The 26529-nt window shown below is 58.3% G+C and carries 24 protein-coding genes; 8 read left to right on the top strand and 16 right to left on the bottom strand.

Translation table 11 applies throughout. From position 1 onward, the window contains the following. The first annotated feature begins 217 nt into the window (after positions 1 to 217). Positions 218 to 928, top strand: coding sequence for a Bax inhibitor-1/YccA family protein (locus tag K6L24_RS14845; protein ID WP_062746483.1), 711 nt, complete (start codon positions 218 to 220; stop codon positions 926 to 928). 76 nt (positions 929 to 1004) lie between these two features. Here K6L24_RS14845 and K6L24_RS14840 read toward each other — a convergent pair whose 3' ends face one another. The 3 genes from K6L24_RS14840 to K6L24_RS14830 are packed head-to-tail and all read right to left on the bottom strand — an operon-like array spanning position 1005 to position 3957. Then, positions 1005 to 1955, bottom strand: a complete 951-nt coding sequence (locus K6L24_RS14840) for a lysylphosphatidylglycerol synthase domain-containing protein (protein WP_062746485.1) — start codon at positions 1953 to 1955, stop codon at positions 1005 to 1007. Continuing rightward, positions 1955 to 3199 (bottom strand): cardiolipin synthase ClsB, encoded by a 1245-nt coding sequence (gene clsB / locus K6L24_RS14835; protein WP_062746487.1) that lies wholly within the window; start codon positions 3197 to 3199, stop codon positions 1955 to 1957. Before clsB ends, K6L24_RS14840 begins: the two co-directional genes overlap by 1 nt. After that, a complete protein-coding gene (locus tag K6L24_RS14830) occupies positions 3196 to 3957 on the bottom strand; it encodes an endonuclease/exonuclease/phosphatase family protein (protein ID WP_062746490.1) in 762 nt (253 codons plus the stop codon). Before K6L24_RS14830 ends, clsB begins: the two co-directional genes overlap by 4 nt. Positions 3958 to 4139: 182 nt before the next feature. Here K6L24_RS14830 and K6L24_RS14825 point away from each other — a divergent pair, with 182 nt between their 5' ends. Continuing rightward, positions 4140 to 4529, top strand: a complete 390-nt coding sequence (locus K6L24_RS14825; protein ID WP_062746492.1) for a YbhQ family protein — start codon at positions 4140 to 4142, stop codon at positions 4527 to 4529. Between the two features lie 33 nt (positions 4530 to 4562). Here K6L24_RS14825 and K6L24_RS14820 read toward each other — a convergent pair whose 3' ends face one another. Further along, entirely contained in the window at positions 4563 to 5702 is a 1140-nt protein-coding gene (locus K6L24_RS14820; RefSeq protein WP_118664405.1) for an MFS transporter, read from the bottom strand. 271 nt (positions 5703 to 5973) lie between these two features. Between K6L24_RS14820 and rhlE the strand changes: the two genes are divergently transcribed. Both rhlE and dusC read left to right on the top strand, forming a co-directional pair. After that, positions 5974 to 7413: an ATP-dependent RNA helicase RhlE gene (gene rhlE, locus K6L24_RS14815; RefSeq protein ID WP_062746496.1), complete on the top strand. Its 1440-nt coding sequence runs from the start codon at positions 5974 to 5976 to the stop codon at positions 7411 to 7413. A gap of 55 nt (positions 7414 to 7468) precedes the next feature. After that, complete coding sequence (dusC, locus tag K6L24_RS14810; RefSeq protein ID WP_062746498.1) at positions 7469 to 8413, top strand: tRNA dihydrouridine(16) synthase DusC; 945 nt, start codon at positions 7469 to 7471, stop codon at positions 8411 to 8413. A 30-nt stretch (positions 8414 to 8443) separates the two neighbouring features. Here the strand turns inward: dusC and K6L24_RS14805 are convergent, their stop codons facing one another. The 3 genes from K6L24_RS14805 to K6L24_RS14795 form a co-directional block, all read right to left on the bottom strand. Then, positions 8444 to 9190 carry an SDR family NAD(P)-dependent oxidoreductase gene (locus K6L24_RS14805; protein WP_062746500.1) on the bottom strand — a complete coding sequence of 249 codons (747 nt, stop codon included), beginning with the start codon at positions 9188 to 9190 and terminating at the stop codon, positions 8444 to 8446. Positions 9191 to 9347: 157 nt separating this feature from the next. Then, the gene (gene ppk2 / locus K6L24_RS14800; protein WP_062746503.1) at positions 9348 to 10265 is read right to left on the bottom strand and encodes a polyphosphate kinase 2; all 918 of its coding nucleotides are present in this window, start codon (positions 10263 to 10265) and stop codon (positions 9348 to 9350) included. 14 nt (positions 10266 to 10279) lie between these two features. After that, positions 10280 to 11881 carry an inorganic phosphate transporter gene (locus tag K6L24_RS14795; protein ID WP_118664404.1) on the bottom strand — a complete coding sequence of 534 codons (1602 nt, stop codon included), beginning with the start codon at positions 11879 to 11881 and terminating at the stop codon, positions 10280 to 10282. Between the two features lie 194 nt (positions 11882 to 12075). Between K6L24_RS14795 and K6L24_RS14790 the strand changes: the two genes are divergently transcribed. Then, positions 12076 to 13104 (top strand): CorA family divalent cation transporter, encoded by a 1029-nt coding sequence (locus K6L24_RS14790; protein ID WP_062746510.1) that lies wholly within the window; start codon positions 12076 to 12078, stop codon positions 13102 to 13104. A 370-nt stretch (positions 13105 to 13474) separates the two neighbouring features. Here K6L24_RS14790 and K6L24_RS14785 read toward each other — a convergent pair whose 3' ends face one another. The 7 genes from K6L24_RS14785 to K6L24_RS14755 form a co-directional block, all read right to left on the bottom strand. Then, complete coding sequence (locus K6L24_RS14785; protein WP_062746513.1) at positions 13475 to 14647, bottom strand: L,D-transpeptidase family protein; 1173 nt, start codon at positions 14645 to 14647, stop codon at positions 13475 to 13477. Positions 14648 to 14828: 181 nt separating this feature from the next. Next, positions 14829 to 16649 (bottom strand): glycoside hydrolase family 15 protein, encoded by a 1821-nt coding sequence (locus K6L24_RS14780; protein ID WP_222681608.1) that lies wholly within the window; start codon positions 16647 to 16649, stop codon positions 14829 to 14831. A 40-nt stretch (positions 16650 to 16689) separates the two neighbouring features. Continuing rightward, positions 16690 to 17457, bottom strand: coding sequence for a FadR/GntR family transcriptional regulator (locus tag K6L24_RS14775; RefSeq protein WP_062746518.1), 768 nt, complete (start codon positions 17455 to 17457; stop codon positions 16690 to 16692). 13 nt (positions 17458 to 17470) lie between these two features. Beyond that, positions 17471 to 18286: an ATP-binding cassette domain-containing protein gene (locus K6L24_RS14770; RefSeq protein WP_187509566.1), complete on the bottom strand. Its 816-nt coding sequence runs from the start codon at positions 18284 to 18286 to the stop codon at positions 17471 to 17473. Beyond that, positions 18283 to 20052 (bottom strand): dipeptide/oligopeptide/nickel ABC transporter permease/ATP-binding protein, encoded by a 1770-nt coding sequence (locus tag K6L24_RS14765; protein ID WP_222681607.1) that lies wholly within the window; start codon positions 20050 to 20052, stop codon positions 18283 to 18285. Before K6L24_RS14765 ends, K6L24_RS14770 begins: the two co-directional genes overlap by 4 nt. Next, positions 20049 to 20996: an ABC transporter permease gene (locus tag K6L24_RS14760; protein WP_062746525.1), complete on the bottom strand. Its 948-nt coding sequence runs from the start codon at positions 20994 to 20996 to the stop codon at positions 20049 to 20051. Before K6L24_RS14760 ends, K6L24_RS14765 begins: the two co-directional genes overlap by 4 nt. Positions 20997 to 21011: 15 nt before the next feature. Continuing rightward, positions 21012 to 22583, bottom strand: a complete 1572-nt coding sequence (locus K6L24_RS14755; protein WP_222681606.1) for an ABC transporter substrate-binding protein — start codon at positions 22581 to 22583, stop codon at positions 21012 to 21014. Positions 22584 to 22732: 149 nt separating this feature from the next. Here K6L24_RS14755 and K6L24_RS14750 point away from each other — a divergent pair, with 149 nt between their 5' ends. Further along, positions 22733 to 23377 carry a DUF1028 domain-containing protein gene (locus tag K6L24_RS14750; protein WP_062746529.1) on the top strand — a complete coding sequence of 215 codons (645 nt, stop codon included), beginning with the start codon at positions 22733 to 22735 and terminating at the stop codon, positions 23375 to 23377. Between the two features lie 26 nt (positions 23378 to 23403). Here K6L24_RS14750 and K6L24_RS14745 read toward each other — a convergent pair whose 3' ends face one another. After that, positions 23404 to 23973: a DedA family protein gene (locus K6L24_RS14745; RefSeq protein WP_222681605.1), complete on the bottom strand. Its 570-nt coding sequence runs from the start codon at positions 23971 to 23973 to the stop codon at positions 23404 to 23406. A gap of 223 nt (positions 23974 to 24196) precedes the next feature. Between K6L24_RS14745 and K6L24_RS14740 the strand changes: the two genes are divergently transcribed. Together K6L24_RS14740 and pbpG are read left to right on the top strand one after the other, a co-directional pair. Next, on the top strand, positions 24197 to 24784 hold the full coding sequence (locus K6L24_RS14740) for a Yip1 family protein (RefSeq protein WP_118664401.1): 588 nt from the start codon (positions 24197 to 24199) through the stop codon (positions 24782 to 24784). 167 nt (positions 24785 to 24951) lie between these two features. Beyond that, positions 24952 to 25902, top strand: a complete 951-nt coding sequence (gene pbpG, locus K6L24_RS14735) for a D-alanyl-D-alanine endopeptidase (protein ID WP_062746535.1) — start codon at positions 24952 to 24954, stop codon at positions 25900 to 25902. Positions 25903 to 25955: 53 nt separating this feature from the next. Here pbpG and K6L24_RS14730 read toward each other — a convergent pair whose 3' ends face one another. Next, positions 25956 to 26471 (bottom strand): GNAT family N-acetyltransferase, encoded by a 516-nt coding sequence (locus tag K6L24_RS14730; RefSeq protein WP_062746537.1) that lies wholly within the window; start codon positions 26469 to 26471, stop codon positions 25956 to 25958. Positions 26472 to 26529: the final 58 nt, after the last annotated feature.

The following is a 26529-nucleotide window of genomic DNA, read 5'->3' as shown; positions in this document are numbered from 1 at the left end:
CGCTTTGTGACTTCCTGTAACAAAATCTTCCCTGTGAGCGATCTATCGGCAACAAATGCACAATCTTTATCCACCGTGGATTTATTTCTTCGCATCTTCAATGGGCAGGCAACATGTGAAAAAAGAGGGCTGCATTAGGCTGGCGCTGGCAGGGGACTCTGTGCCAGACTTGCAAAGATATCACCGTTTTTTTCATTCACCTTTTAAGGGGAGCATCATGGACCGATATCCACGTCCAAGTGATTCAATCGTGCAGCGTGCCAGCACCGGCCTGTCTGTTTATATGGCGCAGGTTTACGGCTGGATGACCTGTGGTCTGCTGCTGACGGCCTTTGTTTCCTGGTTTGCGGCCAATACGCCGCAGGTGATGGAACTGGTCTTTGCCAATCGCATCACCTTCTTTGGTCTGATCATTGTGCAACTGGGGCTGGTTTTCGTCCTGTCGGGGATGGTGCATAAGCTCAGCGGGGCCGTGGCCACCGGGTTGTTTATGCTCTACTCGGCGCTGACCGGGTTGACGATGGCCAGTATTTTCCTGGTTTACACCTATTCATCCATTGCCAGCACCTTCCTGGTGACCGGCGGCATGTTCGGGGCGATGAGCCTGTGGGGTTACACCACCAAACGTGACCTGAGCGGCATGGGCAGCATGCTGTTTATGGCGTTGATTGGGATTGTGTTGGCTTCGCTGGTTAATATCTGGCTGAAAAGTACCGCGCTGATGTGGGCAGTGACCTATATCGGGGTGGTGGTGTTTGTAGGTCTGACGGCTTATGACACCCAGAAGCTGAAAAACATTGGTGAGGGGATTGACGTTGAGGACAAAGAAAATCTGCGTCGCTTCTCGATTATGGGGGCGCTGACGCTGTACCTTGACTTCATTAACCTGTTCCTGATGCTGCTGCGTATTTTCGGTAACCGTCGTTAACGAAGCAGGGGGCCGGAACACGGCCCCCTGTATTCGTGCGGCCAGGGGCGACCTTCATTTCCGGGTCGCCCCTTTTTTATGCCAGATTTTTTGCCCGTAGGGACTTCGCCCGGCTTTCCAGCCACAGGTACAGCACCAGTGCCAGCAGGAGAGGGGCAATAAAATAGAGCACGCGATAGGCCAGTAGTGCCGCAATGATCGCCCCGTGCGAAATGGGCTCCCCCTGTAACAGGGCAAGGAACACCGCTTCCAGCACGCCAATCCCGGCAGGGATATGAATAATCACGCCTGCGATACTGCTGATCAGCAGCACCCCCAGCACCTGAGGGAAATCGACTTTTTGCATCAGCAGCAGCCAGATGATGGCCCCCATCACCAGCCAGTTAGCGCTGGATACGGCAAACTGAATCAGCGCCATACGCAGCGACGGCAGCGCAAGTTTCTGCCCTTTGATGGTCCAGTGACGGCGTCGGGAAAACGCACACAGCGCCAGATAAACCACAACAAAGGCCAGCAGGGCGATGCCCGTAATACGTAAGGTGCCTGCGCCAATAAACCAGCCACCGGGCACGCTGACCATCCCTGCGCTGAAGACCACGCCGGCGACCAGCACATACCCCAGCCAGTTAGTGGCAATACTCAGTGAAAAGATGCGGGTGATCGTGCTGCCCTCCAGCCCCAGCCGGGAGTAAAGGCGATAGCGCATCGCCACGCCGCCTACCCAGGTACTGAGCGTCAGATTGAAGGCGTAGCAGATGAAGGACACCAGCATCACCTGGCGTTTTTCCAGTTTGTGCCCGCAGTAGGCGCGGCCAATCAGGTCATACAGGCCATAGGTCAGGTAGCTGACCACCACCAGCGCCACCGATCCAAAAATAGCCACGCGATTGTAATTGATCACCACGTCCCATACGTCGCCCCAGTTCACCTGGCGCGCATAGACCACCAGCAGCACAATGACGGCGAGGAAGAACAATCCGGTCAGGACTTTGCGAGTGCGTTTCCACAGTAAAGAAGAGTTGGCCATCAGGATTTTGCCTCGCCGTTTTCGGTTTCAATACGATCCTGGGTTTCCATCTCCGGCTGAACCGGGGTCGGCACCTGGGTAAGCCTCGGCGTGTGCGCAGGCAGCCACCCGGCGATGGCCGGGAAGTGGCGCAGGAAATGGAACACCACAATATTTTTGCTTAACTGCCACCAGTTCCGCTTTGGAAGCTGGCTTTCCAGGACTCGCTGGCAGTCTGCAGACAGCAGGCCTTCCAGGTTGTCGCGTATCTGCTGATTGAAATCACGATCGTGGATGATCAGATTGGCCTCCAGATTCAGTGACAGGCTCAGGGGGTCAAGATTACTGGAGCCGACAGTCGACCACTGCGCATCCTGTACCGCTATTTTGGCATGCAGGGGACGTCGGCAGTATTCATAGACCTCCACCCCGCCTTCGACCAGATAGTTGTACAACAGCTCCGCCCCCACTTTGACAATCGGCATGTCCGGCTTACCCTGCACGATAAGCCGCACGCGTACGCCACGGCGAGCGGCCTGACGCATCTCGCGCAGCAGGCGGTAGCCGGGGAAGAAGTAGGCGTTGGCGATGATCACGTCCCGCTTCGCCGTTTTCAGCATTTCGATGTAGTGCTGTTCGATATCGTCACGGTGTTGATCGTTATCGCGCCAGACCAGCAGCGCCTGAGCATCGCCCGGCTTGTTATTTCGCGCCGGACGGTGTGAACGGTGATCCCACCAGTGCCGCAGTTTTTGCTCACTGCCCATCTGCTGCTGCACGTACTGGGCGAGGTCATCGACGATGGGGCCCTTCACTTCCACCGCATAGTCCTGCTTGGCCTCCGGGCCATAGCTGGCATTGTGCTCGGCGGAGTAGTTAATCCCGCCGACAAAGGCTATCACGCCGTCGATGACCACAATTTTGCGATGCAGACGACGAAAGAGGTTGGTGCGCATCCCCATCAGCGGGGGACGCGGATCGTAATAGATAAACCGTACGCCCCGCGTCGTCAGACTGTGAACAAAGTCGTCCGGCAGATCTGGTGAACCGTAGCCGTCCACCATCATTTCAATTTTTACCCCGCGCTCTGCGGCAGCCAGCAGCTCTGCATGAAGCGCCTGGCCGACGTCATCATTAAACAGGATAAACGTTTCCAGCAGCAGACTGTGCTCTGCACGACGGATTGCGCCGAACACCCGGGGGAAGAACTCTTCGCCATTTTCCAGCAGTTTGATGTGGTTGCCTTCACGCCATTCCATATTCATAAGTGGATCTCCACGGCAAGCGGCGCATGGTCGGACAGGTGCGACCAGGGCCGTAACGGAATGGTTTGCGGGTGACTGATCCCCGCGTTACGGACATAAATGCGGTCAAGACGCAGCAGCGGAAAGCGGGCAGGGAAGGTGCGCGCCGGGCGGCCATTTTTACGGCTGAACACCTCTTCCATTCCGGCTTCGCGCTTGAGGATCGCATTAGCCTTTTGTCGCCAGTCATTAAAATCACCTGCAATCACCACGGGGGCATCTTTCGGCAGCGCGTTTACCAGCTGGCACATTTTTTTCAGCTGCTGCTGGCGATGGGCTTCGCGCAGGCCAAGATGCACGCAGAAAATATGCAGTATGACTGCAGAGTCTGGCACCTGTATCTGGCAGTGTAAAATCCCGCGTTTTTCCGTTCCCTCAACCGAGATATCCCGGTTGTGATAATCGACGATCGGCAGGCGTGACAGCACAGCATTCCCGTGATGACCCTCCGGATAGACTGCGTTACGTCCATAGGCAAAATCTTCCCACATGGTATCTGCCAGAAATTCGTAATGGGGGGTTTCAGGCCAGTTTTCCACCTTCAGTTCGTGCAGAGCATGACTACCCATCACCTCCTGCAACAGCACAATATCCGCACCGGTGGCCCGCACCGCATCGCGCAGTTCAGGCAGAATAAAGCGGCGGTTGAAGGCGTTGAAACCCATATGTGTGTTTATCGTCAGGACTTTAAATGAAAATCCTTGCGTTTTTTGTGACATACTAATGACACTACCTTCAGAATTAATGAAGGATAAAGTGTAGTCTTTGTCACAAAAGTGTGGCGAGATATGCGTTAATTTGCAGCATATTCCGAAAACTACGTTAGTCTGAGGAAAGTTGTTACTGACACCGGTCAGTAACCCGCTTGGGCATCCTCTGTTGAAGATGCCGGGAGAAAAGCATGAAATGGTCTAATCGTATTCAGATTGTCACTGGACAAACCTGCGTACATATCGCACTGCACCTGCTGCTGATCGCCGCGCTGGTGTGGGGGTGGAAACATCAGGCCCTGCTGCAGGTCAGCATGATTTTACTGGCGATGTATGCCAGCGTATTTGCCGCGATGTTACTGACCCAGCGTATGCCGCGCCTGCGGCGTATTGGCGATTTCCTGGAAGACGTGACCACCACGTACTATTTTGGTGCCGCGATGCTGGTGCTGCTGGTGTTGTCACGGGTTGTCCATAACAACCTGCTGCTGTGTGTGGCGGGTGTCGTGATGCTGGCAGGTCCTGCGCTGGTGTCACTGCTGGTGAAAGAGCGGACGCAGCCAAGCCAGCGTCCACGCTAAACCTTCAACGGGCCACTTCGGTGGCCCGTTCGTTTATTCATTCTCTCCCTGTGGTTTCAGCCACAGCGTCATGATTAGCAACACCACCACGCCTGCCGCCATCACGCTAAACGCCTGCTGTAAATCGCCCAGCATCTGGCGGATCACGCCTGCCAGCAGCGGCATCAGGCTGGCAATCATATAGCCTCCCCCCTGGACAAACCCCATCAGTTTTCCCGCCTGCTGCGGCGTCTCAGCCTGATCGAGAGTCACAATCAGCGACAGCGGAAACAGTGCGCCGATGCCCAGCCCCAGCAGGAGTATCGCCAGCAGCGCCAGAGTGGAAGGGGCCAGCATCAGGCAAATCAGTCCGGCCAGCAGCAGCCCGAGAACCGGCAGTAACAGGCGCCGGCGGTCGTGAAAGCGTGGGATCAGCGTCGCCACCAGCAGTCCGGCAACCACCTCGGTCAGCGTCAGTCCGGCCAGCAGATAGCCGCTGTGCTGGGGTGACCAGCCCTGCTGCACGAAGAACGGCGGCAGCCAGGCCAGCACCAGCGTATAGGCCCCGGTGCCAATACCGAAGTAAAACATCAGCAGCCAGGCGCGCCGGTGGAGCGGGGCCGGGGCCGCCGTGGTCTGACGCGGAGCACTTGTCTGCCCGCAGCAATACCACATTACCGCTGCCAACAGGGCAGGAAGCCCCCACAGAGCGAGGGTACTCTGCCAGCTAATCGCCAGCGCCAGCGGGGCTGCGCTGGCCGCCGCCAGTGCGGCCCCGCCCATGATCGCGGTAGTGTACAGCCCCATCAGACGGCTGCTGTGCTGCGGATAATGCTGCTTGATCCAGCCGGGCAGCAGGGCCTGCACCAGCGCAATACCGATGCCTGCCAGCAGGGCAGTGGCAATCAGTCCGGCGGGCTGCCACCAGATGCCGCGCAGCGCGCAGGCACCGGCAATAATCACAGCCCCCAGCAGCACGCCGCGAAAGGTTCCCGGCCAGCGCTGTAAATAGCTGCCCGCCAGCGCGCACAGCCCCATGGCCATCACCGGCAGCATACTGAGTAAACCGGCCGCGCTGCTGGTTAACAGTGTGTCCTGCTGGATGGCCGCTAGCAGCGGGCCGGGCAGGGCGAGCACTGGCCGCAGATTCAGTCCCAACAACAACAGGGCGAGCAGGGGAAGTAACAGCCTCATGGACAATCCTTTTATGACAAAATGTGTCTTTATGTTAATTCGTTGTGCATAGCGGCAAGTGATCCTTTGTGTGTTGTTACAGCCTGTAGCGCATTTTCGGATAACCCGATAAGAATAACTCCCTGTGTTGCTGGCGGATCTGTTATAATCCCGAGCTTCCGCACCGTGGTTTGTGCTCTCATTCAAGCGTCAGGCGTAATCCTGGCGTCAACTCTCCCCCTGGAAACTACACCGCTATGCGGTCAGGGCGGATCCGGAGTCAGTCAACTTTATGTCATTTGATTCTCTCGGCCTTAATGCCGATATTTTGCGCGCTGTTGCAGAACAGGGCTACAACGAGCCGACGCCAATCCAGCGTCAGGCCATTCCGGTCGTACTGGCAGGCCGCGACCTGATGGCCAGCGCTCAGACCGGTACCGGTAAAACGGCAGGCTTTACTCTGCCACTGCTGCAGCTGTTAAGCAGCAACAACCCGCACCCGAAGGGCCGTCGCCCGGTGCGCGCACTGATTTTGACCCCGACCCGCGAACTGGCGGCTCAGGTGGGCGAAAACGTGCAGGAATACAGTAAGTATCTGGATATGCGTTCGCTGGTCGTCTTTGGTGGCGTCAGCATCAACCCGCAGATGATGAAGCTGCGTGGCGGTGTGGATGTACTGGTCGCGACCCCGGGTCGCCTGCTGGATCTTGAGCACCAGAATGCACTCGACCTGTCACAGGTTGAAATCCTGGTCCTTGATGAAGCCGACCGTATGCTGGATATGGGCTTCATCCACGATATCCGTCGCGTGCTGGCAAAACTGCCGGCTAAGCGTCAGAACCTGCTGTTCTCCGCCACTTTCTCTGATGAGATCAAAATCCTGGCGGAAAAACTGCTGCACAACCCGGAGCAGGTCTCCGTGGCCCGCCGCAACACCGCTTCTGAGCAGGTGACGCAGCATGTGCATATGGTGGATAAAAAGCGTAAGCGTGAGCTGTTATCTTTCCTGATTGGTCGTGATAACTGGCAGCAGGTGCTGGTCTTTACCCGCACCAAACACGGCGCTAACCATCTGGCCGAACAGCTGAACAAAGACGGCATTACTGCCGCAGCGATCCACGGTAATAAGAGCCAGGGTGCACGTACCCGCGCACTGAGCGACTTTAAAGAAGGCAAAATTCGTGTGCTGGTGGCGACCGATATCGCCGCCCGTGGTATCGACATTGAAGAATTGCCACACGTGGTTAACTACGAGCTGCCAAACGTACCGGAAGACTATGTTCACCGTATCGGGCGTACCGGTCGTGCGGCGGCGGTAGGTGAAGCGCTGTCGCTGGTCTGTGTCGATGAGCTGAAGCTGCTGCGTGATATCGAGCGTGTGCTGAAGCGTGAAATCCCACGTATGGCGATTGAAGGCTATGAGCCCGACCCGAGCATCAAAGCGGAACCGATCGTTAACGGTCGCCAGCAGCAGCGTGGCGGTGCCGGTGGCGGCGGTGGACGCGGTCGCGGCGCACCAGGCCAGCGTAGCAACAGCAGCGGCGATCGCAGCGCCAGCGGCAACCGTAGCGGTAACGGCGGTGGCGGCAACAGCGGCGAACGTCGTCAGGGCAATGCCAACGGCAGCAGCACTGGTGCCGCACGCGGTGCCCGTCCTGAAGGCGGCAACGCTGGCGCACCGCGCGTCAACAAAACCCGTCCGCGCCGTTCTACGCCAAGTAACAACGGCTAATTGATCGGGGGGAGGCGCCCGCCTCCCCCTGTTTTTCACTCTCCACAGGTTTACCATGCGCGTATTACTTGCCCCGATGGAAGGCGTTCTCGATTCGCTGGTGCGTGAACTGCTGACCGACGTTAACGACTACGACCTCTGTATTACCGAATTTCTGCGGGTGGTGGATGCACTCCTGCCGGTGAAATGTTTTCAGCGTCTCTGCCCCGAACTTGATCATGACAGCCGCACGCCGTCAGGTACCCGCGTGCGTATCCAGCTGCTGGGTCAGTATCCGCAGTGGCTGGCGGAGAATGCTGCCCGTGCCGTGGAGCTTGGCTCCTGGGGCGTAGATCTCAACTGTGGCTGTCCGTCGAAAACCGTTAACGGCAGCGGCGGCGGTGCCACGCTGTTAAAAGACCCCGAACTGATTTATCAGGGCGCGAAGGCCATGCGTGCGGCGGTGCCTGCTCACCTGCCGGTGACGGTGAAAATTCGCCTGGGCTGGGATTCTGGCGCACGTCAGTTTGAAATTGCCGATGCGGTGCAGCAGGCCGGCGCGACAGAGCTCGCCGTACACGGCCGTACGAAAGCGGACGGCTACCGTGCGGAGGCCATCAACTGGGCGGCGATAGGCGATATTCGTCAGCGGCTGTCCATTCCGGTGATCGCCAACGGCGAGATCTGGGACTGGCAGAGCGCACAGGACTGCATGGCGGCGACGGGCTGTGACGCGGTGATGATCGGACGCGGGGCACTCAATGTGCCTAACCTCAGCCGGGTAATTAAATATAACGAAGCGCGAATGCCGTGGCCGCAGGTGGTGCAACTGCTGCAAAAATACGTCAGGCTTGAGAAGCAGGGCGATACCGGTCTGTACCATATGGCGCGCATCAAACAGTGGCTGGGGTATCTGCGTAAAGAGTACAGCGAAGCGACCGATCTGTTTATGCAGGTCAGGATGCAGCAAACCTCGGCAGAGATTGCGCAGGTGATTAGCGCAATCGAGGGGCAGGGTTGACCTGATTGCCCGGTCAACCCACCTGGCGCATCACTGCGCGACATAGCCTCCGTCCACCAGAAGCGCCGCGCCGCTAACAAATGACGCGTCGTTGCTGAACAGAAACGCGACCACGCTGGCCACTTCTTCCGGCCGGCCAAAGCGACCAATAGCATGCCGTTTCTGCAGGATCTTTTTTTCCTCTGCGCTCTGATTCTCCAGCAGCGGCGTGTCAATATAGCCGGGACACACCGCATTGATGCGGATCCCGTGCGCCGCGTAGTCGCTGGACAAGGTTTTGGTCAGCAGCCGGACGCCTCCTTTTGCCGCACTGTAAGCGGTCAGTCCGTGTCTGCCTACCCAGCTGTGAATCGAACCACAGTTGACGATGATCCCCGTTTGCTGCTGCCCCAGCCAGTAACGGATAGCCGCCTGGTTCAGCAGAAAGACGCCGGTCAGATTCACATCAATGGTTTTTTGCCAGTGTTCCACCGCCAGACGATCTGCCGGGGCGTCGATGTCGATGCCGGCATTAGCAAACACCAGATCCAGCCTGTGAAAGTGGGCCACTGTCTTTTCGATCAGTTGCACATTGTGCGCCGGGTCGGTGACGTCGGTATGAACAAACAGCACGCTGTATCCCTGCCCGGTCAGCTGATGAGCGAAGGCCTGGCCCGCTTTGTCATTGAGGTCGGCAATCACTACGCTGGCACCTTCATTGGCAAGGCGGGTGACGGTTGCGGCACCAATACCGCTGGCCCCGCCGGTGACAATAGCAACCTTATTATGAAATCTCATGGTGGGTTCTCCCTGTGTGATGACCTCATCACACTAATCAGAATCCTCTCCCGCCGTTTGGCATCGACTGCGTAAGGTATTTTTCTGTAGGAAGACCATCACTTTTCAAGCCGCTGCGACCTGTAAAAAGGGGCAACCGTGCGTTGCCCCGCCAGGGTTAATAGACTTCCGGCACGATCATCTCGTTGGGTACCGGGGCGCGGTGATAGTCCTCGCTGCGTTCGCGTACGGGCAGGGTAATCGGTTTTATTTCACTGTCCTCATACGGCACCTGGCGCAGTAAATGACTGATGCAGTTCAGACGGGCCTTTTTCTTGTCCACGCCCTGAACCACCCACCATGGCGCTTCGTCAATGTGGGTGCGCGACAGCATCACCTCTTTGGCCTCGGTGTACTCTTCCCAGCGGCGGCGGCTCTCCAGATCCATCGGACTGAGTTTCCACTGCTTAAGCGGGTCGTGAATGCGGCTGAGAAAACGCAGCTCCTGCTCTTCGTCGGTGATGGAAAACCAGTATTTGACGATCTGAATGCCGCTGCGCGTCAGCATTCTTTCAAACTCCGGCACGCTGCGGAAAAATTCTTCCACCTCCTGCTCGTTGCAGAAACCCATCACCCGTTCCACCCCCGCGCGGTTGTACCAGCTGCGGTCGAACAGCACCATTTCACCCGCCGCCGGCAGATGAGCAATATAGCGCTGGAAGTACCACTGGGTACGCTCGCGATCGTTCGGGGCGGGCAGGGCGGCAACGCGACAGGTGCGCGGATTCAGGCGCTGGGTGATGCGTTTTATCACCCCGCCTTTGCCTGCGGCATCGCGGCCTTCAAAGATAATGACCATGCGGTGACCGGTGCGCATCACCCAGTCCTGCATTTTCACCAGCTCGCCCTGCAGCCGCAGCAGTTCACGGAAATAGTGCTTACGCCAGGCTTTTTCGTCTGGCTCCATTTTCTCTTCACTGCCGAAGCGCAGGTCGTCCAGCTCCATTTCCAGCTCTTCATCGTAGCTGTCGTAAAAATCCTGCAGTAAGCGGTGGTGAAAGGTCTCAGATGAGAAATCGTTACCTTGCATAGCCATACATCATCTCCCGGTTAGAAATGGGTAAACAGCCAGTACAGGCTGGCCGAAAGTAAAATGGAAACGGGCAGGGTCAGTATCCAGGCCATCATCAGGTTGCGCAGCGTGGACATCTGCAGGCCGGATCGGTTAGCCGCCATCGTCCCCGCCACGCCGGAGGAGAGGACATGCGTGGTCGAAACCGGCAGACCAAAGATATCGGCCGCGCCAATGGTGGTCATCGCCACCAGTTCTGCACTGGCCCCCTGTGCATAGGTCAGGTGAGTCTTACCAATTTTTTCACCGACAGTGGTGACAATACGCCGCCAGCCGACCATGGTGCCGAGCCCGAGGGCTATCGCCACCACCACCTTCACCCACCACGGGATGTAGCGGGTGGCATTGTCCAGCTCGCCCCTGAACGCATCCAGGTTGTGTCGGGTCTGCTCAGGGATTTGCACCTTTTCGTCGCTTTTAAGATGCTTAATGGCTTCTGAGGTCAGGTACATATCATTACGGGTATTGGATACTGCCTGCGCCGGGATCTTATCCACCGCGCCGTACTGGCGAATTTGCTGGCCGATGCGGCCGGTTAAATCTGCCAGTGCCGGTAGCACGGCGGGAACGAGGGTCCCGGTGCGCACATATTCCGTCAGCACCTCACGCGGGGAAATACTGGAAGTCTGATCCGGCGTCAGTGCGCGCAGCTCCTGCTGCGTGACCGTTGCCAGTGCAGCCACCTGAGGAATGTGGTCTGCCGGAATCGACCGGTTCAGGGCGTAAGCGATCGGCATCGTGCCGACCAGGATCAGCATAATCAAGCCCATGCCTTTCTGCCCGTCGTTTGAACCATGGGCAAAGGAGACCCCGGTGCAGGTGAGGATCAGCAGCCCGCGGATCCAGCCCGGGGGCGGTTTGTTACCCTCAGGTGCCGTGTACAGCGCCCGATTTTTAAGCACTTTTCTCATTAACAGCAGCAGCGCGGCGGCACAGACAAAACCGATAACCGGCGACAGAACCAGCGCATAGCCGACTTTCAGCGCCTGGCCCCAGTCCACACCGCTGGTGCCGGTACGACCATGGATCAGGGCGTTCGCCACCCCCACGCCGATGATCGACCCGATTAACGTATGCGATGATGAGGCGGGCAGACCGAACCACCAGGTCCCCAGATTCCAGATAATCGCGGAAAAGAGCAGGGCGTAGACCATGGCAAAACCGCCCCCGGTTCCGGCCTGCAGGATCAGCTCCACCGGGAGCAGGGAAATAATGCCGAAGGCGACCACGCCGCTGGAGAGCAGCACGCCAAGAAAGTTGAAGAAACCGGACCACACCACCGCCAGTCCCGGGGGCATCGAGTGGGTATAAATCACGGTGGCCACAGCGTTGGCGGTATCGTGAAAGCCGTTGACGAACTCAAAGCCAAGCGCGATCAGCAGCGCCATACCCAGTAACAAAAAAGGCACATAGCTGGTAAAGGTTGCGCCGGAGTCGCTGACATCGTTAAACAGATTGACCCCGGCAAAGGCGATACCGAGGATTAACAGCAGCAGAAAAATGATCACCGAACGACGGCTGTTTTCAGGATAAACGGGGCGGGCGGGCTGGCCTCGTTGCAGGGCGGCATTATCACTCATATAACCTCACTGGCATCGGCTAAGCGGCAGAAGTCGGACAGGGGATAACCACACTCGGTGATACGCAGGTTATGTGACAGAACAATGACGTCGTTGCGGGATATTTTTAAACGCGGTGCGGCTGGTAACAAAACGGTCATCAGGCTGCGGCAGGATAGGAGCATCGCGATAACGTGCTCATACCGGAAAAAACGATGACGCAACACCTGCCGTTACTCCGGCAAAAACCTGACTTTAGTGACGATGTGTCGGGCCTGATTTACGGCTACCGTTTTACCGATGGTCTGGCACCGGAAAGCCTGACGGTACAGCAGTCCTGTGAAGCGTGGAGCGGAGGCCCAGAGGAGGGCAGTTTTCTCTGGCTGCACGTCAATCTTAACCACGCGGCGGCGGCACGCTGGCTGAAAACGCATTTCGACGTGGATGATGATTTTTTTGATGAGATCCAGCAGGGGTCGCACAGTACCCGCATTGAACCGCAGAACGATGCCCTGATGGCGGTGCTGAATGATGTGGCCTTTAACGCCCGTGAAACCAGCGATGAAAGCGCCACGCTGTGGATCTGGTGTCGCGACGGGCTGGTGGTGAGCGCCCGTTTTAAGCCGCTGCGCCTGGTTGAGCGGCTTGTTGCCAAGCTGGATACGTTGGGGCTGCGCTCCTCCACCGGCCTGCTGACCCAGCTGCTGGCGGAACAGGAAGAGGTGCTGGCGCTGATAGTGCGGCAGTCTAACCAGTACGTGGATCAGATAGAAGAGCGGCTGCTCGGGCAGCATATTAAAAGTAACCGCAGTGAGCTCGGGCGTCTGCGCCGCACGCTGCTGCGCTTTCAGCGCCTGCTGGCACCCGAACCGGCGGCGCTGTTTCGTCTGATTAACCGGCCGCCCGGCTGGCTTCATCAGCATGTTGTCCAGGAACTGCGCCAGTTCACCGAGGAGTTTACCGTGGTGCTGAACGATCTTAACGGGCTGACGGAACGTATACGCCTGCTGCAGGAAGAGATTGCTGCCCAACAGCTGGAGCAGAGCAACCGTACCCTGTTTACCCTGACGCTGATCACCGTGCTGGCGCTACCCATTAACCTCGTTGCCGGCTTCTTTGGCATGAACGTAGGGGGCGTGCCGCTGGCAACAAATCCGCACGGATTTTTACTGCTGGTGGTGTTAGTGACAATTTTTACCGCTGTCGCTGCCTGGCTGGTACTGCGTCGTCGCGACAGGGAGTAAAAAAACGGGGAAAGGTTTATCACCTCCCCCGGGTGGAATACTGGTGAGTGGCAACTTAGCCAGTAAACAGTAGTGAAAACAATGGATATTTTCTAAGACCTATTTGTTGTCGAGAGCGTTAGCAAGAGAGTGCTAACACGAGGACAAGGGTAGTCCAATGCGTCCGGTTTTGAGAAGCATTTAATGCTGTGTTATGTGGGTAACTTGCACGATATCGCGTGTTATCGGTTTCGATAAATAGCATTAATAATAAAATTTCATTATTTTGGCAGATATTATGCTTGTCATCTTTTTCTGAAAGACAGCGCATACGGTAATAAAAAACCCCTGCACCGTGAGGGGCAGGGGTTGAGCAATCGACAGCAGGAGATCAGGATTTCGGCGTGCTGTAAATCGGGCCGGGTTGCGTCAGTGTCGGTGCGTTCTGCGCTGAGGTCTCTGCCCCGGCAGGCGCAGCGGCTGGTGCCGCAGGCGTCGCAGTGTCCGTATTTTCCGGGGCGGCCGGCGTGACAGGCGCAGCGGCATCGCCACTTTCTGGCGTAGCCGGAGCGGCAGGGGTTTCTGCAGGCAGCGCATCTGCCTGCTCAGGCACAACCACCGGAGCAGCAGGCTGGTTGTCAGTACCATTCACCTTCACCGGCATACCAGAACGGGATTTCAACGCGTCTTCCATGGCCGTGGTGTTCACGCTGGCATCAGAAACCACTTTATTGACGGCAGAAGTCAATGTCAGCGGCACCGGCTCGCGTGAAGCAAACTGCTCTTCGGTCTGCGACAGCGGATTATGAATCTCCACGTAGCGTGAGCCGTCTGGCTCTACCGAGGCTTTCACCGGCTGGTCAATAAACTGCACGCGCGTTCCCACCGGCACGTTATCGAACAGCCATTTGATGTCATCCGCACGCAGGCGGACGCAGCCGTGACTCACACGCAGGCCGATACCGAAGTTGGCATTGGTACCATGAATGGCATACAGGCGACCGATATACAGGGCATAAAGACCCATCGGGTTATCCGGGCCAGCCGGGAACACCGCAGGCATAGATTCGCCGCGTGCCGCGTACTCTTCATGCATTTTTTTGGTTGGCGTCCAGGTCGGGCCATCTTTTTTACGCTGAACCGTCGTCGTCCAGTTCACCGGTGTATCTCTCCCCAGCTCACCGATGCCGATGGGCAGAACCACAACGGTTTTGGTGCCTTTCGGATAGTAATACAGACGCATCTCCGCGCTGTTGATCACGATACCTTCGCGCGGGGCGTCGGGCAGGATCAACTGCTGAGGGATGATCAGTTTACTGCCGGCTTTGGGCAGATAGACGTCAACGCCAGGGTTAGCTTCCATCACGTTGCTCAGACCCATCTGGTACTGAGCCGCGAATGCTTCCAGAGGAAGTTTGCTATCCTGCGGGATGGTAATTTCCAGATTTTCCCCAATCAGGCGACTGTTCGCGGCCGGAAGCGGGTAAACCACAGCGAAGGCAGAGTGGCTGAAAGCCGCTGCCGCCAGAATCAGGGTGACGAACGCACGAATGTTCTTTTTCATAGTAATTTCAGGTGTAGCGCCATGTAGACTGTTGATAAACGACCCAATACTGGCCAACTGTGACCGGCTGCACATTATATGTGCATAATGGTCCCAGAAGAAACCAGCATTTTCCCTGTTGAACTATCTTTACGATAAATTGTCTGCAATGCCACCCTTTCAGCGATGCAAAATGCGGGTATCAGGGTTGCCACAGTGGATCTTTTCCGCTGAGTTTACGGTCAAGGAAGAAAGCGGTACTGATCAGCGCCAGGTGGGTTAACGCCTGTGGCGTATTACCCAGCGCATGTCCCCGGCTGTCAAACTCTTCAGCGTACAGGCCGACATGATTGGCGTAATTTAGCAGTTTCTCAAACTCAAAGTGTGCTTCATCAAGCCGACCCGCACGGGCAAGACACTCTACGTACCAGAACGAGCAGGCGGCAAACGCGCCTTCTTCGCCCTGAAGCCCGTCAGCCGGGGTTTCACTCACGTTATAGCGCCGCACCATGCCATCACTGACCAGCTTGTCTTTAATGACGTCCAGCGTCGCCAGCCAGTCGGGATCGGTCGCGCCGACGAAACGTACCAGCGGCATCAGCAGCATGGAGGCATCGACAAATTCACCGTGGCGTGTCGCGACAAAGTGGCCATTTTTGTGCCAGAAGTTCTGCCAGATATCGGTGCGGATCGCATCGCGGGCAGCGGCCCAGCGCTCGGCAGGCATCGACAGTGAGCGCTTTTCCCCCAGCCTGAGTGCCCGATCCATCGCCACCCAGCACATCAGCCGCGAGTGGAGAAAATGCTGGGGTTCACCGCGCATCTCCCAGATGCCGGCATCGGTCTGGTTCCAGTGTTCAGCAACGTAATCAATCATCCTGCTGACGTGGTTCCAGCCGCGCTGGGAAATGGCTTCCCCGTATTTATTTGCCAGGTAGATGGCATCCATCAGTTCGCCGTAGATATCCAGCTGTGACTGGTGCCATGCATCATTACCAATGCGCACCGGCAGGGAACCGGCATAACCGGACAGATTAAGCAGCTCACTCTCATGCAGCTCTGTTCCACCGTCAAGGCGGTACATTATCTGGAGTTTTTCCACGTCGCTGTGACTGTTCTCCACGCAGCGCGCCACCCAGTGAGTGAAGTGCTTCGCCTCGTCCACATAGCCCAGGCGCATCAGGGCATACATGCTGAAGGAGGCATCGCGGATCCACGAAGCGCGGTAGTCCCAGTTGCGTTCTCCCCCCAGCTCTTCCGGCAGGCCGAACGTCGCGGCTGCTGCGATGGAGCCGTGTTGCCATGAGGTCAGCAGCTTCAGCGTGATTGCCGAGCGAGTCACCATTTCCCGCCAGCGGCCCTGATAGCTGCTCTGTGCGCTCCAGTGCCGCCAGTAAGCCAGTGTGGCATCAAAACAGGTGTCACTGCTGTTTTCGTTAGCATGATCCAGGTGGTGATCTTCATCCGCGCCGAAGATAAACTCGCGCGACTCGCCGGCCGTCAGGGTAAATTGTGCCACTGCTGCCGCCTTATCCAGCCCGAAATCAGCCCTGCCCGTCAGTCGCAGCGTGGGCTGGCCGTCAGCGTGGAAGGTTACCGCCCCGTCATGCAGGGTGGCCATGGTGGCCGCCCGGGCATAATCATGAACCGGGGCGCAGCGCAGATTAAGGGTGGCGGTGCCGTGGACAACCTTAATGCGGCGAATGATGCGCGGCAGGCGATCTTCCCGCTGGCATACCGGCATATAGTCGGTGACTTCCACCACCCCCTGATCGTCCAGCCAGCGGGTTTGCAGGATGGCGGTATCGGGCAGGTAGATCTGCATCCGGCGGGCATCTGGCCAGTCCGGGCTGAGGCTGAAAATCCCGGCATCATCACTGTCGAGCAGGGCAGTGAAAATGGAGGGGCTGTCGAGGTTGGGCCAGCAGAAATAGTCGAGGGAACCGTCAGTAGCGATCAGTGCGCAGGTGCGCAAATCGCCAATGACACCGTGGTCTTCTATGTGTCGTTTTATCGTATTCATCGTTTAACTATAGCGGCCCCAGAGAAAGCGAAGCGTAAAGTCAGCTATCGTCACGTAAAAAACGTTCTTCCAGCGTAGCCTGCAGGGTCAGCATCGCCTGTTCAGCGTGGTGCATGTGGTCACGCATAATGCGCTCCACGGCAGGGGCATCCTGTCGGCGCAGCGCATCAATCAGCTGATACTGATACTCAATCCCCTGGCGGCGATCGACCGGCTGCGGCTGCTGATAGATATCTTTGCACACCGCCAGATCTTTCAGCAGCCGCTGGAGGAAGCGGCAGAAGAAGGCCAGCAGCGGATTGGCGGAATAACTGGCGACCACGCTGTGAAAGTCCAGCTCCGCCATGCGCTGATCCCAGCGCTCCTGCTCACTGGCGGGCGCATGATCGTAGACGCGGATCAGCTGATGCAGATGTTGAAAACCGGCTTCGTCAATCTGCCCGATGGCGCTGACCGCCACCTGGGGCTCCAGCGTTTTACGCAGTGCATAGATATGGCTGATGCTCAGTTCCCGGGTAAACAGATAGTTTGACAGCAGGCTCATGGCGCGGGCTTCCGGCATACTGTCGATAAACGCACCGCCGCCGGGGCCGGTACGTGTGCGGATCAGCCCCTGTGCTTCCAGCGCTTTCAACGCCTCGCGTACGGTACTCTTTCCGGCAGAAAAGCGGGTCATCAGATCCTTCTCCTGCGGCAGACGATCGCCGGGGAGCAGATTATCATCAACAATGCTCTGCTTAATGGCATCGATAATGGTGTCGGTTCGCTTACGCTTTACCGCATCGGGCGGCGTGGAGACTGAGGACATGGTCACCTGTATATCAGAAAGTGGGCTGAACGCCTGGCGGCGTGGCCTGCCAGGCTGGCGCGCTGGCCAGCAGCTGACGGCTGTATTCATGCGCGGGGGCACTGAACAGCGTTTGTGTGGCGGCGCACTCCACAATAGTACCAGAATTCATCACCGCCACGCGGTCGGCAATCGATTCCACCACCGCCAGATCGTGACTGATAAAAAGGTAAGAAAGGCCAAACTGCTGTTTGAGATCCTCCAGCAGCAGTAGAACCTGCGCCTGTACGGAGACATCCAGTGCGCTGACGGGCTCATCCAGCACCAGGATCCGGGCTTCTGCGGCCAGTGCGCGGGCAATGGCCAGCCGCTGGGCCTGACCGCCGGAAAACTCGTGCGGATAGCAGTGCAGGGCGTCGTGAGGCATATTGACCGCCGTCAGGAGTTGCTGCAGACGAGGCAGACAGGCACTGGCCCGATAGCCGCACAGGCGCTGCAGCGGGACGCTGAGGATCTGCTGAATCGTTTTGCGCGGATTCAGTGAGGCCACCGGGTCCTGAAACACATACTGGATGGTTTTGCCAAAGGCCTGAACGCCGCGCTGCGCCAGAACGCGGGCATCCTCGCCCTGCAGGGTCAGTCTGCCTGAAGTCGGAGACTCCAGCCCGACCAGCATCCGTGCCAGGGTGCTTTTGCCGCTGCCGCTTTCCCCCACCACCGCAAGCGTTTCCCCCTGCCAGAGGTCCAGGCTGATGCCCTTTACGGCATCGACGGAGGCACTGCGCTGCCACCAGCCACCGTGGCCGTGATAGGTTTTCTTCAGATCGTGTATTTCAATCACTTTTTTCATGATGTCTCCCGCGCGTGCAGCTGACGGATCTGTTGCAGGAAGGCCCGGCCCTGGCCGCGCTGCGGCACGCTGGCAATCAGCCGCCGCGTGTAGTCGTGGCGCGGAGCCTGCAGTACCGAGGCGGTACTGCCGCTTTCCACGATTTCCCCATGACGCATCACCGCGACCCGATCGCACATCTCGCTGACCACAGCAAAGTCATGGGTGATAAACAGCAGCGCCAGCCCGCGTTTGTGGCGCAGATCGTTCAGCAGCGCCAGAATGCGTGCCTGTACCGTCACGTCCAGCGCGGTGGTCGGTTCGTCGGCAATAATCACCTGCGGATCGTTAGCCAGGGCGATGGCAATCCCGACACGCTGGCGCTGGCCGCCGGAAAGCTGATGCGGCCAGGCATCAAAGCGCTCTGCGGCGTGCTGAATACCGGTATCTTCCAGCAGCGTAATCGCCTTAGCGCGTGCCGCCGCCGCACTCAGCGGCTGGTGGCACTGGATCGCCTCAACCAGCTGCTGGCCGATGCGCATCTGCGGGTGCAGTGATGTCAGCGGATCCTGGAATATATAGGCCACCCGTACGCCGCGCCGCTGTTGTATGGCCGCCGGTGAGAGCGACAGCAGCTCTTCGTTGCCCAGCCAGATGCTACCGCCGGTGATCACGCCGGGCGGGGAGGCAACCAGCCCCATAATCGCCAGCGCACTGACGCTTTTTCCGGAACCGCTCTCACCGATCAGGCCGAGACACTCGCCGGCGTGTAAATGGAAGCTGATGCCTTTTACCGTCGGGACGCGTTGCTGACCCCGGCTGAAGGCCACCTGTAAACCGGCCACTTCCAGCAGCGCCTCCGGGTGGGCACGTGCCGGGATCTGCGCGCGGTCGACGGTGGTCATGGCCTGCGAACGCAGCAGGGCGCCGGACTTCAGGCGCGGATCCAGCAGATCGCGCACGCCGTCGCCAAGCAGGTTAAAGCCAATCACCAGCAGGAAGATCATTACCCCCGGCACCAGGGCGACGTGGGGAGCGATAAACAGCTGGCTGCGCCCCTGGCCAAGCATCGATCCTAAATCTGCATCCGGTGGCTGGGTTCCCAGGCCGAGAAATGACAGCCCGGCGGTTTCCAGAATCATCCAGCCGATAGTGGTAGAGAGGGTGACGACAATCAGCGGCAGGACGTTAGGCAGCACTTCCGTTAACAGGATCTGGGTGTGGTTTTTACCGGACAGCCTGGCTGCCTGAATAAAGTCGCGTTCGCGCAGGCCGAGGGTCAGGCCACGCACGTTGCGGGCAAAGAAAGGAATATTGACCAGTGCAATGGCATACAGCGCATTCAGCAGCCCCGGGCCGAGGACGGCGACGATCGCCAGAGCCAGTAATATATACGGGAAGGCCATGATCATATCGATCAGCCGCATCAAAATATTGTCGGTGCGCCCGGCGGCGTAACCGGCAATCAGCCCGATCAGCGTGCCACACACCGCCGCCAGCAGGGTGGCGCTCAGGCCGACGGCTACCGACACCCGCGTACCCCACAACAGGCGAGACAGCATATCGCGTCCCAGTGCATCCGTGCCCAGCAGATGACCCGGCGTCAGCGGCGGCGCCAGCCGTTTAAGCAGATCGGTGGCATCCGGGTCCGGCAGCGGCAGCAGTGGCGCGAGCAGCGCTGCAGTGATGGTGATAATCAGCAGCAGCAGTCCCAGCGCCGCCAGGCGGTTATGCAGCAACAGCGACCAGCCGGTGCGTCGTGCGGGAGGGGAGGTGTTAACAGTCATGATTTTACCCTCGGGTCAAGACAGGCCTGAACGATGTCGGTCAGCAGATTAATCAGTACGTAGGCAATGGCCGCCACCAGCACGCCGCCCTGCACCAGCAGCAGATCGCGCGTGGAGACCGCTTTAACCAGCATGGCCCCCAGGCCCGGCCACTGAAACACGGTTTCGATATACACCGCCCCGCCGAGCACAAACCCGGCCTGAATGCCAATGGCCGGGATCACCGACACCAGAGCCACGCGAAAGGCGTGACGCCAGATCACCCGGCGCTCGCTGACGCCTTTGGCACGGGCGGTGCGGATATAGTCCTGGCGCAGGACTTCCAGCATTGCGGTACGTGTCAGGCGCGCGATCACCCCGGTCGCGACAATGGCCAGGGTGATGGCGGGCAGGGTCAGATGATGCAGCAGATCCAGCACATCGCCGCCGCCGTAAATGGCGAACATCCCGGAGGCCGGGAACCAGCGTAGGCTGACGGCAAACAGCATAATCATCAGCAGGCCGATGAGAAAAGAGGGCAGCGAAATGCCGATCAGCACCAGCAGGGTGATGATTCTGTCGCCCCAGCCAAACTGACGTACGGCGGAGGTCACTCCCGCCAGCAGGCCGAAAACAACGCTTAACAGCAGGGCGCAGCCGCCGAGCAGCAGCGTGGCGTTCAGACGCTCCAGTACTTCATCAATCACCGGGCGATTCAGCACGTAGGAGCGTCCGAAATCGCCGTGCAGCAGGTTGTTAACCCAGATAAAATACTGCTGCCATAGCGGTTTATCCAGACCCAGCTCGGCGCTGACGCGGGCGACGTTTTCCGGGGTGGCAAAGGCCCCCAGCAGCGCCTGTGCCGGGTTGCCGGGGATCATCGCCATCAACAGAAAAACAATCAGCGACAGCCCGATTATTACCGGGATCACCCCGATCAGACGCCGTAATAAAAAGCTCCACATAGCAGGCCTCCTCCGTCAGGGTTTACTGACCTGATGCAGGATCAGGTTGAAGTTGGGTTGCAGGGCAAAGTTCTGCACCTGGCGGGTGGTGACGGCGTTCTGTTTCCAGTTGGCGACAAACAGCCAGGGGGCGTCGTCGTGAACGATGGCCTGCACCTGGCGATACAGTGCTCCACGCTTCTGCTGATCGCTGGTACTGCGGGCTTCATCCAGCAGGGTGTCGACCTGCGGGTTGCTGTAGTAACCCGAGTTGAAGCCGCCCTTATCCGGCCAGGCGTCGCGTCGCAGCGTCAGGAAGGGCAGCGTATCCGGGTCGTTAGTCATCCACGCCATCTCTGCCATCTGGGTCTGCGGCGTCAGCCCGGCGTTCACTTTCGCCAGGTAGGTGTTCCATTCCCAGGTCTGGATCTTCACGTTCAGCCCCACGGCTTTCAGATCGGCCTGAATGGCCGTTGCCATCGGCACCGGATCCAGCATGCCTGATCCGCCCTCGGTGACAAAGAAGTTCAGCGTGGCGCCTTCGGCTCCGGCTTCCTTCAGCAGCGCGCGGGCTTTGGCCGGGTCATACGGATAAGGACTGACGTCTTTGTTCGCGGCCCATGTAAACGCCGACGGGATAGGGCCGTCGGCCACCTGCGCGGACCCCTGCAACACGTTGTCGACCAGCGCCTGCTTGTTGACCGCGTAGTTCACCGCCTGGCGGACGCGTTTATCGTTAAACGGCTTTTCGCGGGTGTTCAGCAGCAGAAACCAGACGTGCGGACCGACGGCCTGGTGGAGCTGAAACTGGGGATTACCGGCAAAGGTGTTCACCGTATCCGGTGGCACCTCGACCATGGCATCAATCCCCCCTGAGAGCATCTCTGCGGTGCGGGTGTTGCCGTCGGTGATCGGACGGAATACCACGGCTTCCAGCTTTGGCGCACCGTCCCAGTAATCTTTATTCGCGGTCAGGACGACGCGCTGATTCGCCTGCCATTCATCAAAACGGAAGGCCCCGGTGCCAACCGGATGGCGGCCCACGTCTTTATCATATTTTTTCACGGCGGCCGGGGAGACAATCAGCCCGGCGGGCGTGGCAAGATTGGAAAGCAGCGGAGCAAAAGGCTGCTTCAGCGTAAAGACTACCGTCTGCGCATCCGGCGTGGTGATGGTATCGATGGAGGAGAAGAAGAAGCTCAGCGGAAACGGGCCGGTGTGATAGTACGGATGTTGCTTATTGAGCATCCGTTCAAAAGTAAATTTCACCGCCCCGGCGTTAAACGGCGTGCCATCCTGGAAGGTCACGCCTTCACGCAGGTGAAAGGTATAACGCCGCCCGTCCGGGCTGATGTCCCAGCGGCTGGCCAGTGACGGCTCAATGGTGAGTGAGCCGGGGGCATTACGGACCAGACCATCGTAAATATTCACCAGAATGCGTGAATCGTTAGCGGCGGTCGCCACCTGAGGATCAAGCGACTGCGGTTCGGCCACCTGGCCTACGACCAGCACGCCGGGAGGCGACTCAGCCCCGGCCTGGGGGGCCAGCGTCAGCAGGGCAAGGCAGGCGGTAAGACAGTGCAACCCGGTGCGTAGCGATTTGAACATAGCGGTCCTCGTTAAGCAGAGCGATCACCGCACCAGTGTGACATGCGGATGAACAAAGTTTGTCCTGTTTGTTATTTATGCGTATAAATAGGGTTAAGTGCAATAATTTATCCATATAAATTTGATCTGCCTGACAGAAGGAGGGTGCAATGACCTTTTCCATTGTGGCACGCGATGCGCAGAGCGGCGCGCTGGCGGCGGCCGCTGCTACGGGCGGCCCGGCGGTAGGGGCGCTGGTGATCCACGGCCGGGCCCGCACCGGGGCAATCGCAACTCAGGCCCTGACGAATCCGCTGTACGGTATTCGCGGTCTGGAGCTGCTGACGGCGGGACTGAGTGCGGAGCAGACGCTGCACCTGTTGCTGAAAGAAGATGAGGCGCGCGAGCGGCGGCAGTTACTGATCGTTGATAACGCCGGGGCAACAGCGCACTGGAGCGGCAGCCTGTGCGGGGCCTGGTTCAGCAGCGTGGCGGGGGGGCAACTGGCCGTAGCGGGCAATATGCTGGCAGGCGATCGCGTGCTGGTATCCATGCAGACGGCGTTTGAACGCGCCGCCAGCCTGCCGCTGGCCGATCGGATGCTGGCGGCGCTAAACGCAGCGCAGCAGGCCGGAGGGGATGAGCGGGGTATCCGCTCTGCGGCGCTGAAAGTGTGGGACACACGGCCTTATGCGGAGATTGATCTGCGCGTTGACTGGTCGGATGCGCCGCTGACACAGCTGGCGGAAGTGCTTGAACAGGTCAGGGCACCGGCCTATGCGGACTTTTTCCGGCACCTGCCGGGGAGCGGTTGATCTCCCTGATCCCGCGTCGCTAATCTTTACTGTTTATGCGTTTTGTTGCGGTGTTTCACCGCCCAGCGGACTCCCCACACGACGACCACCGCCAGCAGCAGCCAGAACAGATGCTTCAGGTGATGATCGAGCTGATGCAGCCAGGGGGCAATCACCCGGCCGCCCAGATAGCCGAGGGTGACAAAAATGACCGCCCACAGCGCCGCGCCGACCAGGTTAAACAGTAAAAACTTACGCGGCGACAGCCTGCTGGCACCAATGATAATTGGCCCGACAATGCGCAGTCCGTACATAAAACGTACGCCGATGACGAACAGAACCGGGCGTTTGCGGATTAAGCGGTTAGCACGATCGATCTGCTGCTGATGTTTCCGGAACCGCTGGAGGATCGGTTCCCCGTAGCGGCGGCCAATAAAGAACAGGGCTGTATCACCCAAAATTCCGCCGCACATCGCCACCAGCACCACCCAGCCATAGCGCAGCAGCCCCTCATGGGCAGCGACACCGCCCAGCAGGGTAAAGGTTTCGCCTTCAGCCAGACAGCCAATAAATAATGCCCAGTAGCCATACTGGGAAATCAGCGCATTCACATCCATCAGAAAACCGGTACTCCTCAGTGTATTTGTGCCGCTAAGTCTAACCCTTTTAACAAATCTTGCAGCCTCAGTGCTGTCAGGCGCTTTATTTTTTGCATGTAATGAAGTGCTTAATACATTTCATCACGGGTTAAAAAACAAACTATGCAGAGCCGCTTATACTTGAAGAGATGCCGCCCTGAACAGTGCCTGCTGGCGGTCCGTCGTACAGAGGAGTGACGCTATGAACCATGTCTGGGGACTGCTTGCGCATCCGGGTCGGGAGATGCGCGACATTAAGCAAGAGAATGAAACGCTCTCGCACCATTACACTCACCACGTCCTGCTGATGGCGCTGATCCCGGTGCTCTGCGCCTTTATCGGTACCACACAGATCGGCTGGGATATTGGGATTGAACGCACTATCCCCCTGTCACTGTCCACCGCTTTTTCCCTGGCTGTGCTGTTTTATGCCCTGATCCTGCTGGGGGTGGCGGTGATGGGGAGGGTTATCTGGTGGATGGCGCGGGACTACCCGCAGCGACCCTCGCTCTCGCGCTGTCGGGTGTTTGCCGGCTATGTGGCCACGCCGCTGTTTATCAGCGGGCTGGTGGCTCTTTATCCGCTGGTGTGGCTCTGTGTACTGGTCGGCGCGCTGGCGCTGGCCTACACCGGCTATCTTCTGTATGTCGGTATCCCGCTGTTTCTGAGTATTGACCGTGAAGAGAGTCTGCGGCTTTCCGGCTCTACGCTGGCCATTGGCATCCTGGTGTTTGAAGTGTTACTGGCGATGACCGTGGTGATCTGGGGCTATGGCTATCAGCTTTTCTGACCGCCTGTACCGCCGGGAAACCGGCGGTCTGTTGGTAACGCCCGGAAACGAATAACCTGTAGGAAAATCCTTAACATCCGACGTATTATGCGTACGCCAGCCCCCGTAATGACGCGGGAAGCGGTGTGTGGCCTCCACACCCTCCACTATCAGCCTTGAAGTTTACGATGCCTGCAAAAATTCGTTTGTCTTTATTAAGTGTGGTTCTGCTGTTCTCTGCTCAGGGCATGCTGAATCAGGCCGTTGCGCGTACCCAACCGGCCGTTGTCACGACCGCTGCCCAGCCTGAAATTGCCTCTGGCAGTGCAATGATTGTCGACCTGAATACCCAGAAGGTGATCTACGCCAGCCACCCCGATCTGGTGCGGCCGATCGCCTCGATCACCAAGCTGATGACGGTGATGGTGACGCTGGATGCCCATTTGCCGATGGATGAAATGCTGGCGGTTGATATCAGTCATACCCCGGAGATGCGCGGTGTTTATTCCCGCGTGCGCCTTAACAGTGAGATCAGCCGCAAGAATATGATGCTGCTGGCGCTGATGTCCTCGGAAAACCGCGCAGCGGCCAGCCTGGCGCACCACTATCCGGGTGGCTATGATGCATTTATTCGCGCCATGAACGCCAAAGCGCGCGCGCTGGGCATGAGCAATACGCACTACGTGGAACCCACCGGGCTGTCGATTAAAAATGTCTCCACGGCGCGCGATCTGAGCAAACTGCTGATTGCCTCGAAACGCTATCCGCTGCTGGGTGAACTGAGCACCACCCATGAAGATATGGCGACGTTCCGTAATCCGAACTACACCCTGCCGTTCCGCAACACCAACCATCTGGTGTATCGGCCTGACTGGAATATTCAGCTGACGAAAACCGGTTATACCGATGAAGCGGGTCACTGCCTGGTGATGCGTACGGTGATCAATCACCGCCCGGTGTCCCTGGTCGTGTTGGATGCCTTTGGTAAATACACGCATTTTGCTGACGCAAATCGCCTGCGTAAGTGGATTGAAACCGGTAAAATTTCCCCGGTTCCGCCTGCAGCTTTGAGTTATAAAAAGCAAAAAGCCTCACAGCTGGCAGGTAACCGTGTGGTCGATGACAGCGCGGTAGAGTGACCTGCGCTCCTGTCGGGGGCGATCCTTTTTACACTCGCCCCCGATAGCCCCGGTTATAGCGCCCGCTGCATCAATAACGTATCGCGCCATTCACCGTGTTTGAAACCCACGGCGCGAAAGTTGCCGACGATCTCAAAGCCCATTTTCTTATGCAGGTTAAGTGAGCCGGCATTACGCTCACCATTGCCGATAATGGCCAGCATCTGCCGGTACGGCCCCTGCTGACAGCGGCTAATCAGCGCGGCGAGCAGTGCGGTGCCGATGCCTCGTCCGCCCTGATCGGCATCAATATAAACCGAGTCTTCGACGGTAAAGCGATAAGCCGGACGGGGGCGATACTGGGTGGCGTAGCAATATCCCACCACCTGGCCGTCCCTCTCTGCTACCAGCCACGGCAGATCGAATGAAGCGACTTTTCGATAGCGATCGGCCATTTCTGCCGCATCAGGCGGCGTTTCTTCAAAGGAACCGCAGCCGTGCAGGACATGCCAGGCATAAATACGGGTGAGGGCGTCGATATCGGCGAGGACGGCGTCGCGGACCGTCAGGTCAGCGTGGGGAAGAGACATGTTTGCTCCATGCGTATTTTCTTCTTAATTTGCCATACTCACCGTCGACGATAGTCAT

Source organism: Erwinia persicina (assembly GCF_019844095.1).
GTDB classification, from domain to species: domain Bacteria; phylum Pseudomonadota; class Gammaproteobacteria; order Enterobacterales; family Enterobacteriaceae; genus Erwinia; species Erwinia persicina.
This window is presented reverse-complemented; position numbering and strand designations above follow the sequence as displayed.

Coding starts and splice junctions, on each gene's coding strand:
- K6L24_RS14845 (WP_062746483.1), top strand. CDS start 218: ATGGACCGATATCCACGTCCAAGTGATTCAATCGTGCAGCGTGCCAGC.
- K6L24_RS14840 (WP_062746485.1), bottom strand. CDS start 1,955: ATGGCCAACTCTTCTTTACTGTGGAAACGCACTCGCAAAGTCCTGACC.
- clsB (WP_062746487.1), bottom strand. CDS start 3,199: ATGAATATGGAATGGCGTGAAGGCAACCACATCAAACTGCTGGAAAAT.
- K6L24_RS14830 (WP_062746490.1), bottom strand. CDS start 3,957: ATGTCACAAAAAACGCAAGGATTTTCATTTAAAGTCCTGACGATAAAC.
- K6L24_RS14825 (WP_062746492.1), top strand. CDS start 4,140: ATGAAATGGTCTAATCGTATTCAGATTGTCACTGGACAAACCTGCGTA.
- K6L24_RS14820 (WP_118664405.1), bottom strand. CDS start 5,702: ATGAGGCTGTTACTTCCCCTGCTCGCCCTGTTGTTGTTGGGACTGAAT.
- rhlE (WP_062746496.1), top strand. CDS start 5,974: ATGTCATTTGATTCTCTCGGCCTTAATGCCGATATTTTGCGCGCTGTT.
- dusC (WP_062746498.1), top strand. CDS start 7,469: ATGCGCGTATTACTTGCCCCGATGGAAGGCGTTCTCGATTCGCTGGTG.
- K6L24_RS14805 (WP_062746500.1), bottom strand. CDS start 9,190: ATGAGATTTCATAATAAGGTTGCTATTGTCACCGGCGGGGCCAGCGGT.
- ppk2 (WP_062746503.1), bottom strand. CDS start 10,265: ATGGCTATGCAAGGTAACGATTTCTCATCTGAGACCTTTCACCACCGC.
- K6L24_RS14795 (WP_118664404.1), bottom strand. CDS start 11,881: ATGAGTGATAATGCCGCCCTGCAACGAGGCCAGCCCGCCCGCCCCGTT.
- K6L24_RS14790 (WP_062746510.1), top strand. CDS start 12,076: ATGACGCAACACCTGCCGTTACTCCGGCAAAAACCTGACTTTAGTGAC.
- K6L24_RS14785 (WP_062746513.1), bottom strand. CDS start 14,647: ATGAAAAAGAACATTCGTGCGTTCGTCACCCTGATTCTGGCGGCAGCG.
- K6L24_RS14780 (WP_222681608.1), bottom strand. CDS start 16,649: ATGAATACGATAAAACGACACATAGAAGACCACGGTGTCATTGGCGAT.
- K6L24_RS14775 (WP_062746518.1), bottom strand. CDS start 17,457: ATGTCCTCAGTCTCCACGCCGCCCGATGCGGTAAAGCGTAAGCGAACC.
- K6L24_RS14770 (WP_187509566.1), bottom strand. CDS start 18,286: ATGAAAAAAGTGATTGAAATACACGATCTGAAGAAAACCTATCACGGC.
- K6L24_RS14765 (WP_222681607.1), bottom strand. CDS start 20,052: ATGACTGTTAACACCTCCCCTCCCGCACGACGCACCGGCTGGTCGCTG.
- K6L24_RS14760 (WP_062746525.1), bottom strand. CDS start 20,996: ATGTGGAGCTTTTTATTACGGCGTCTGATCGGGGTGATCCCGGTAATA.
- K6L24_RS14755 (WP_222681606.1), bottom strand. CDS start 22,583: ATGTTCAAATCGCTACGCACCGGGTTGCACTGTCTTACCGCCTGCCTT.
- K6L24_RS14750 (WP_062746529.1), top strand. CDS start 22,733: ATGACCTTTTCCATTGTGGCACGCGATGCGCAGAGCGGCGCGCTGGCG.
- K6L24_RS14745 (WP_222681605.1), bottom strand. CDS start 23,973: ATGGATGTGAATGCGCTGATTTCCCAGTATGGCTACTGGGCATTATTT.
- K6L24_RS14740 (WP_118664401.1), top strand. CDS start 24,197: ATGAACCATGTCTGGGGACTGCTTGCGCATCCGGGTCGGGAGATGCGC.
- pbpG (WP_062746535.1), top strand. CDS start 24,952: ATGCCTGCAAAAATTCGTTTGTCTTTATTAAGTGTGGTTCTGCTGTTC.
- K6L24_RS14730 (WP_062746537.1), bottom strand. CDS start 26,471: ATGTCTCTTCCCCACGCTGACCTGACGGTCCGCGACGCCGTCCTCGCC.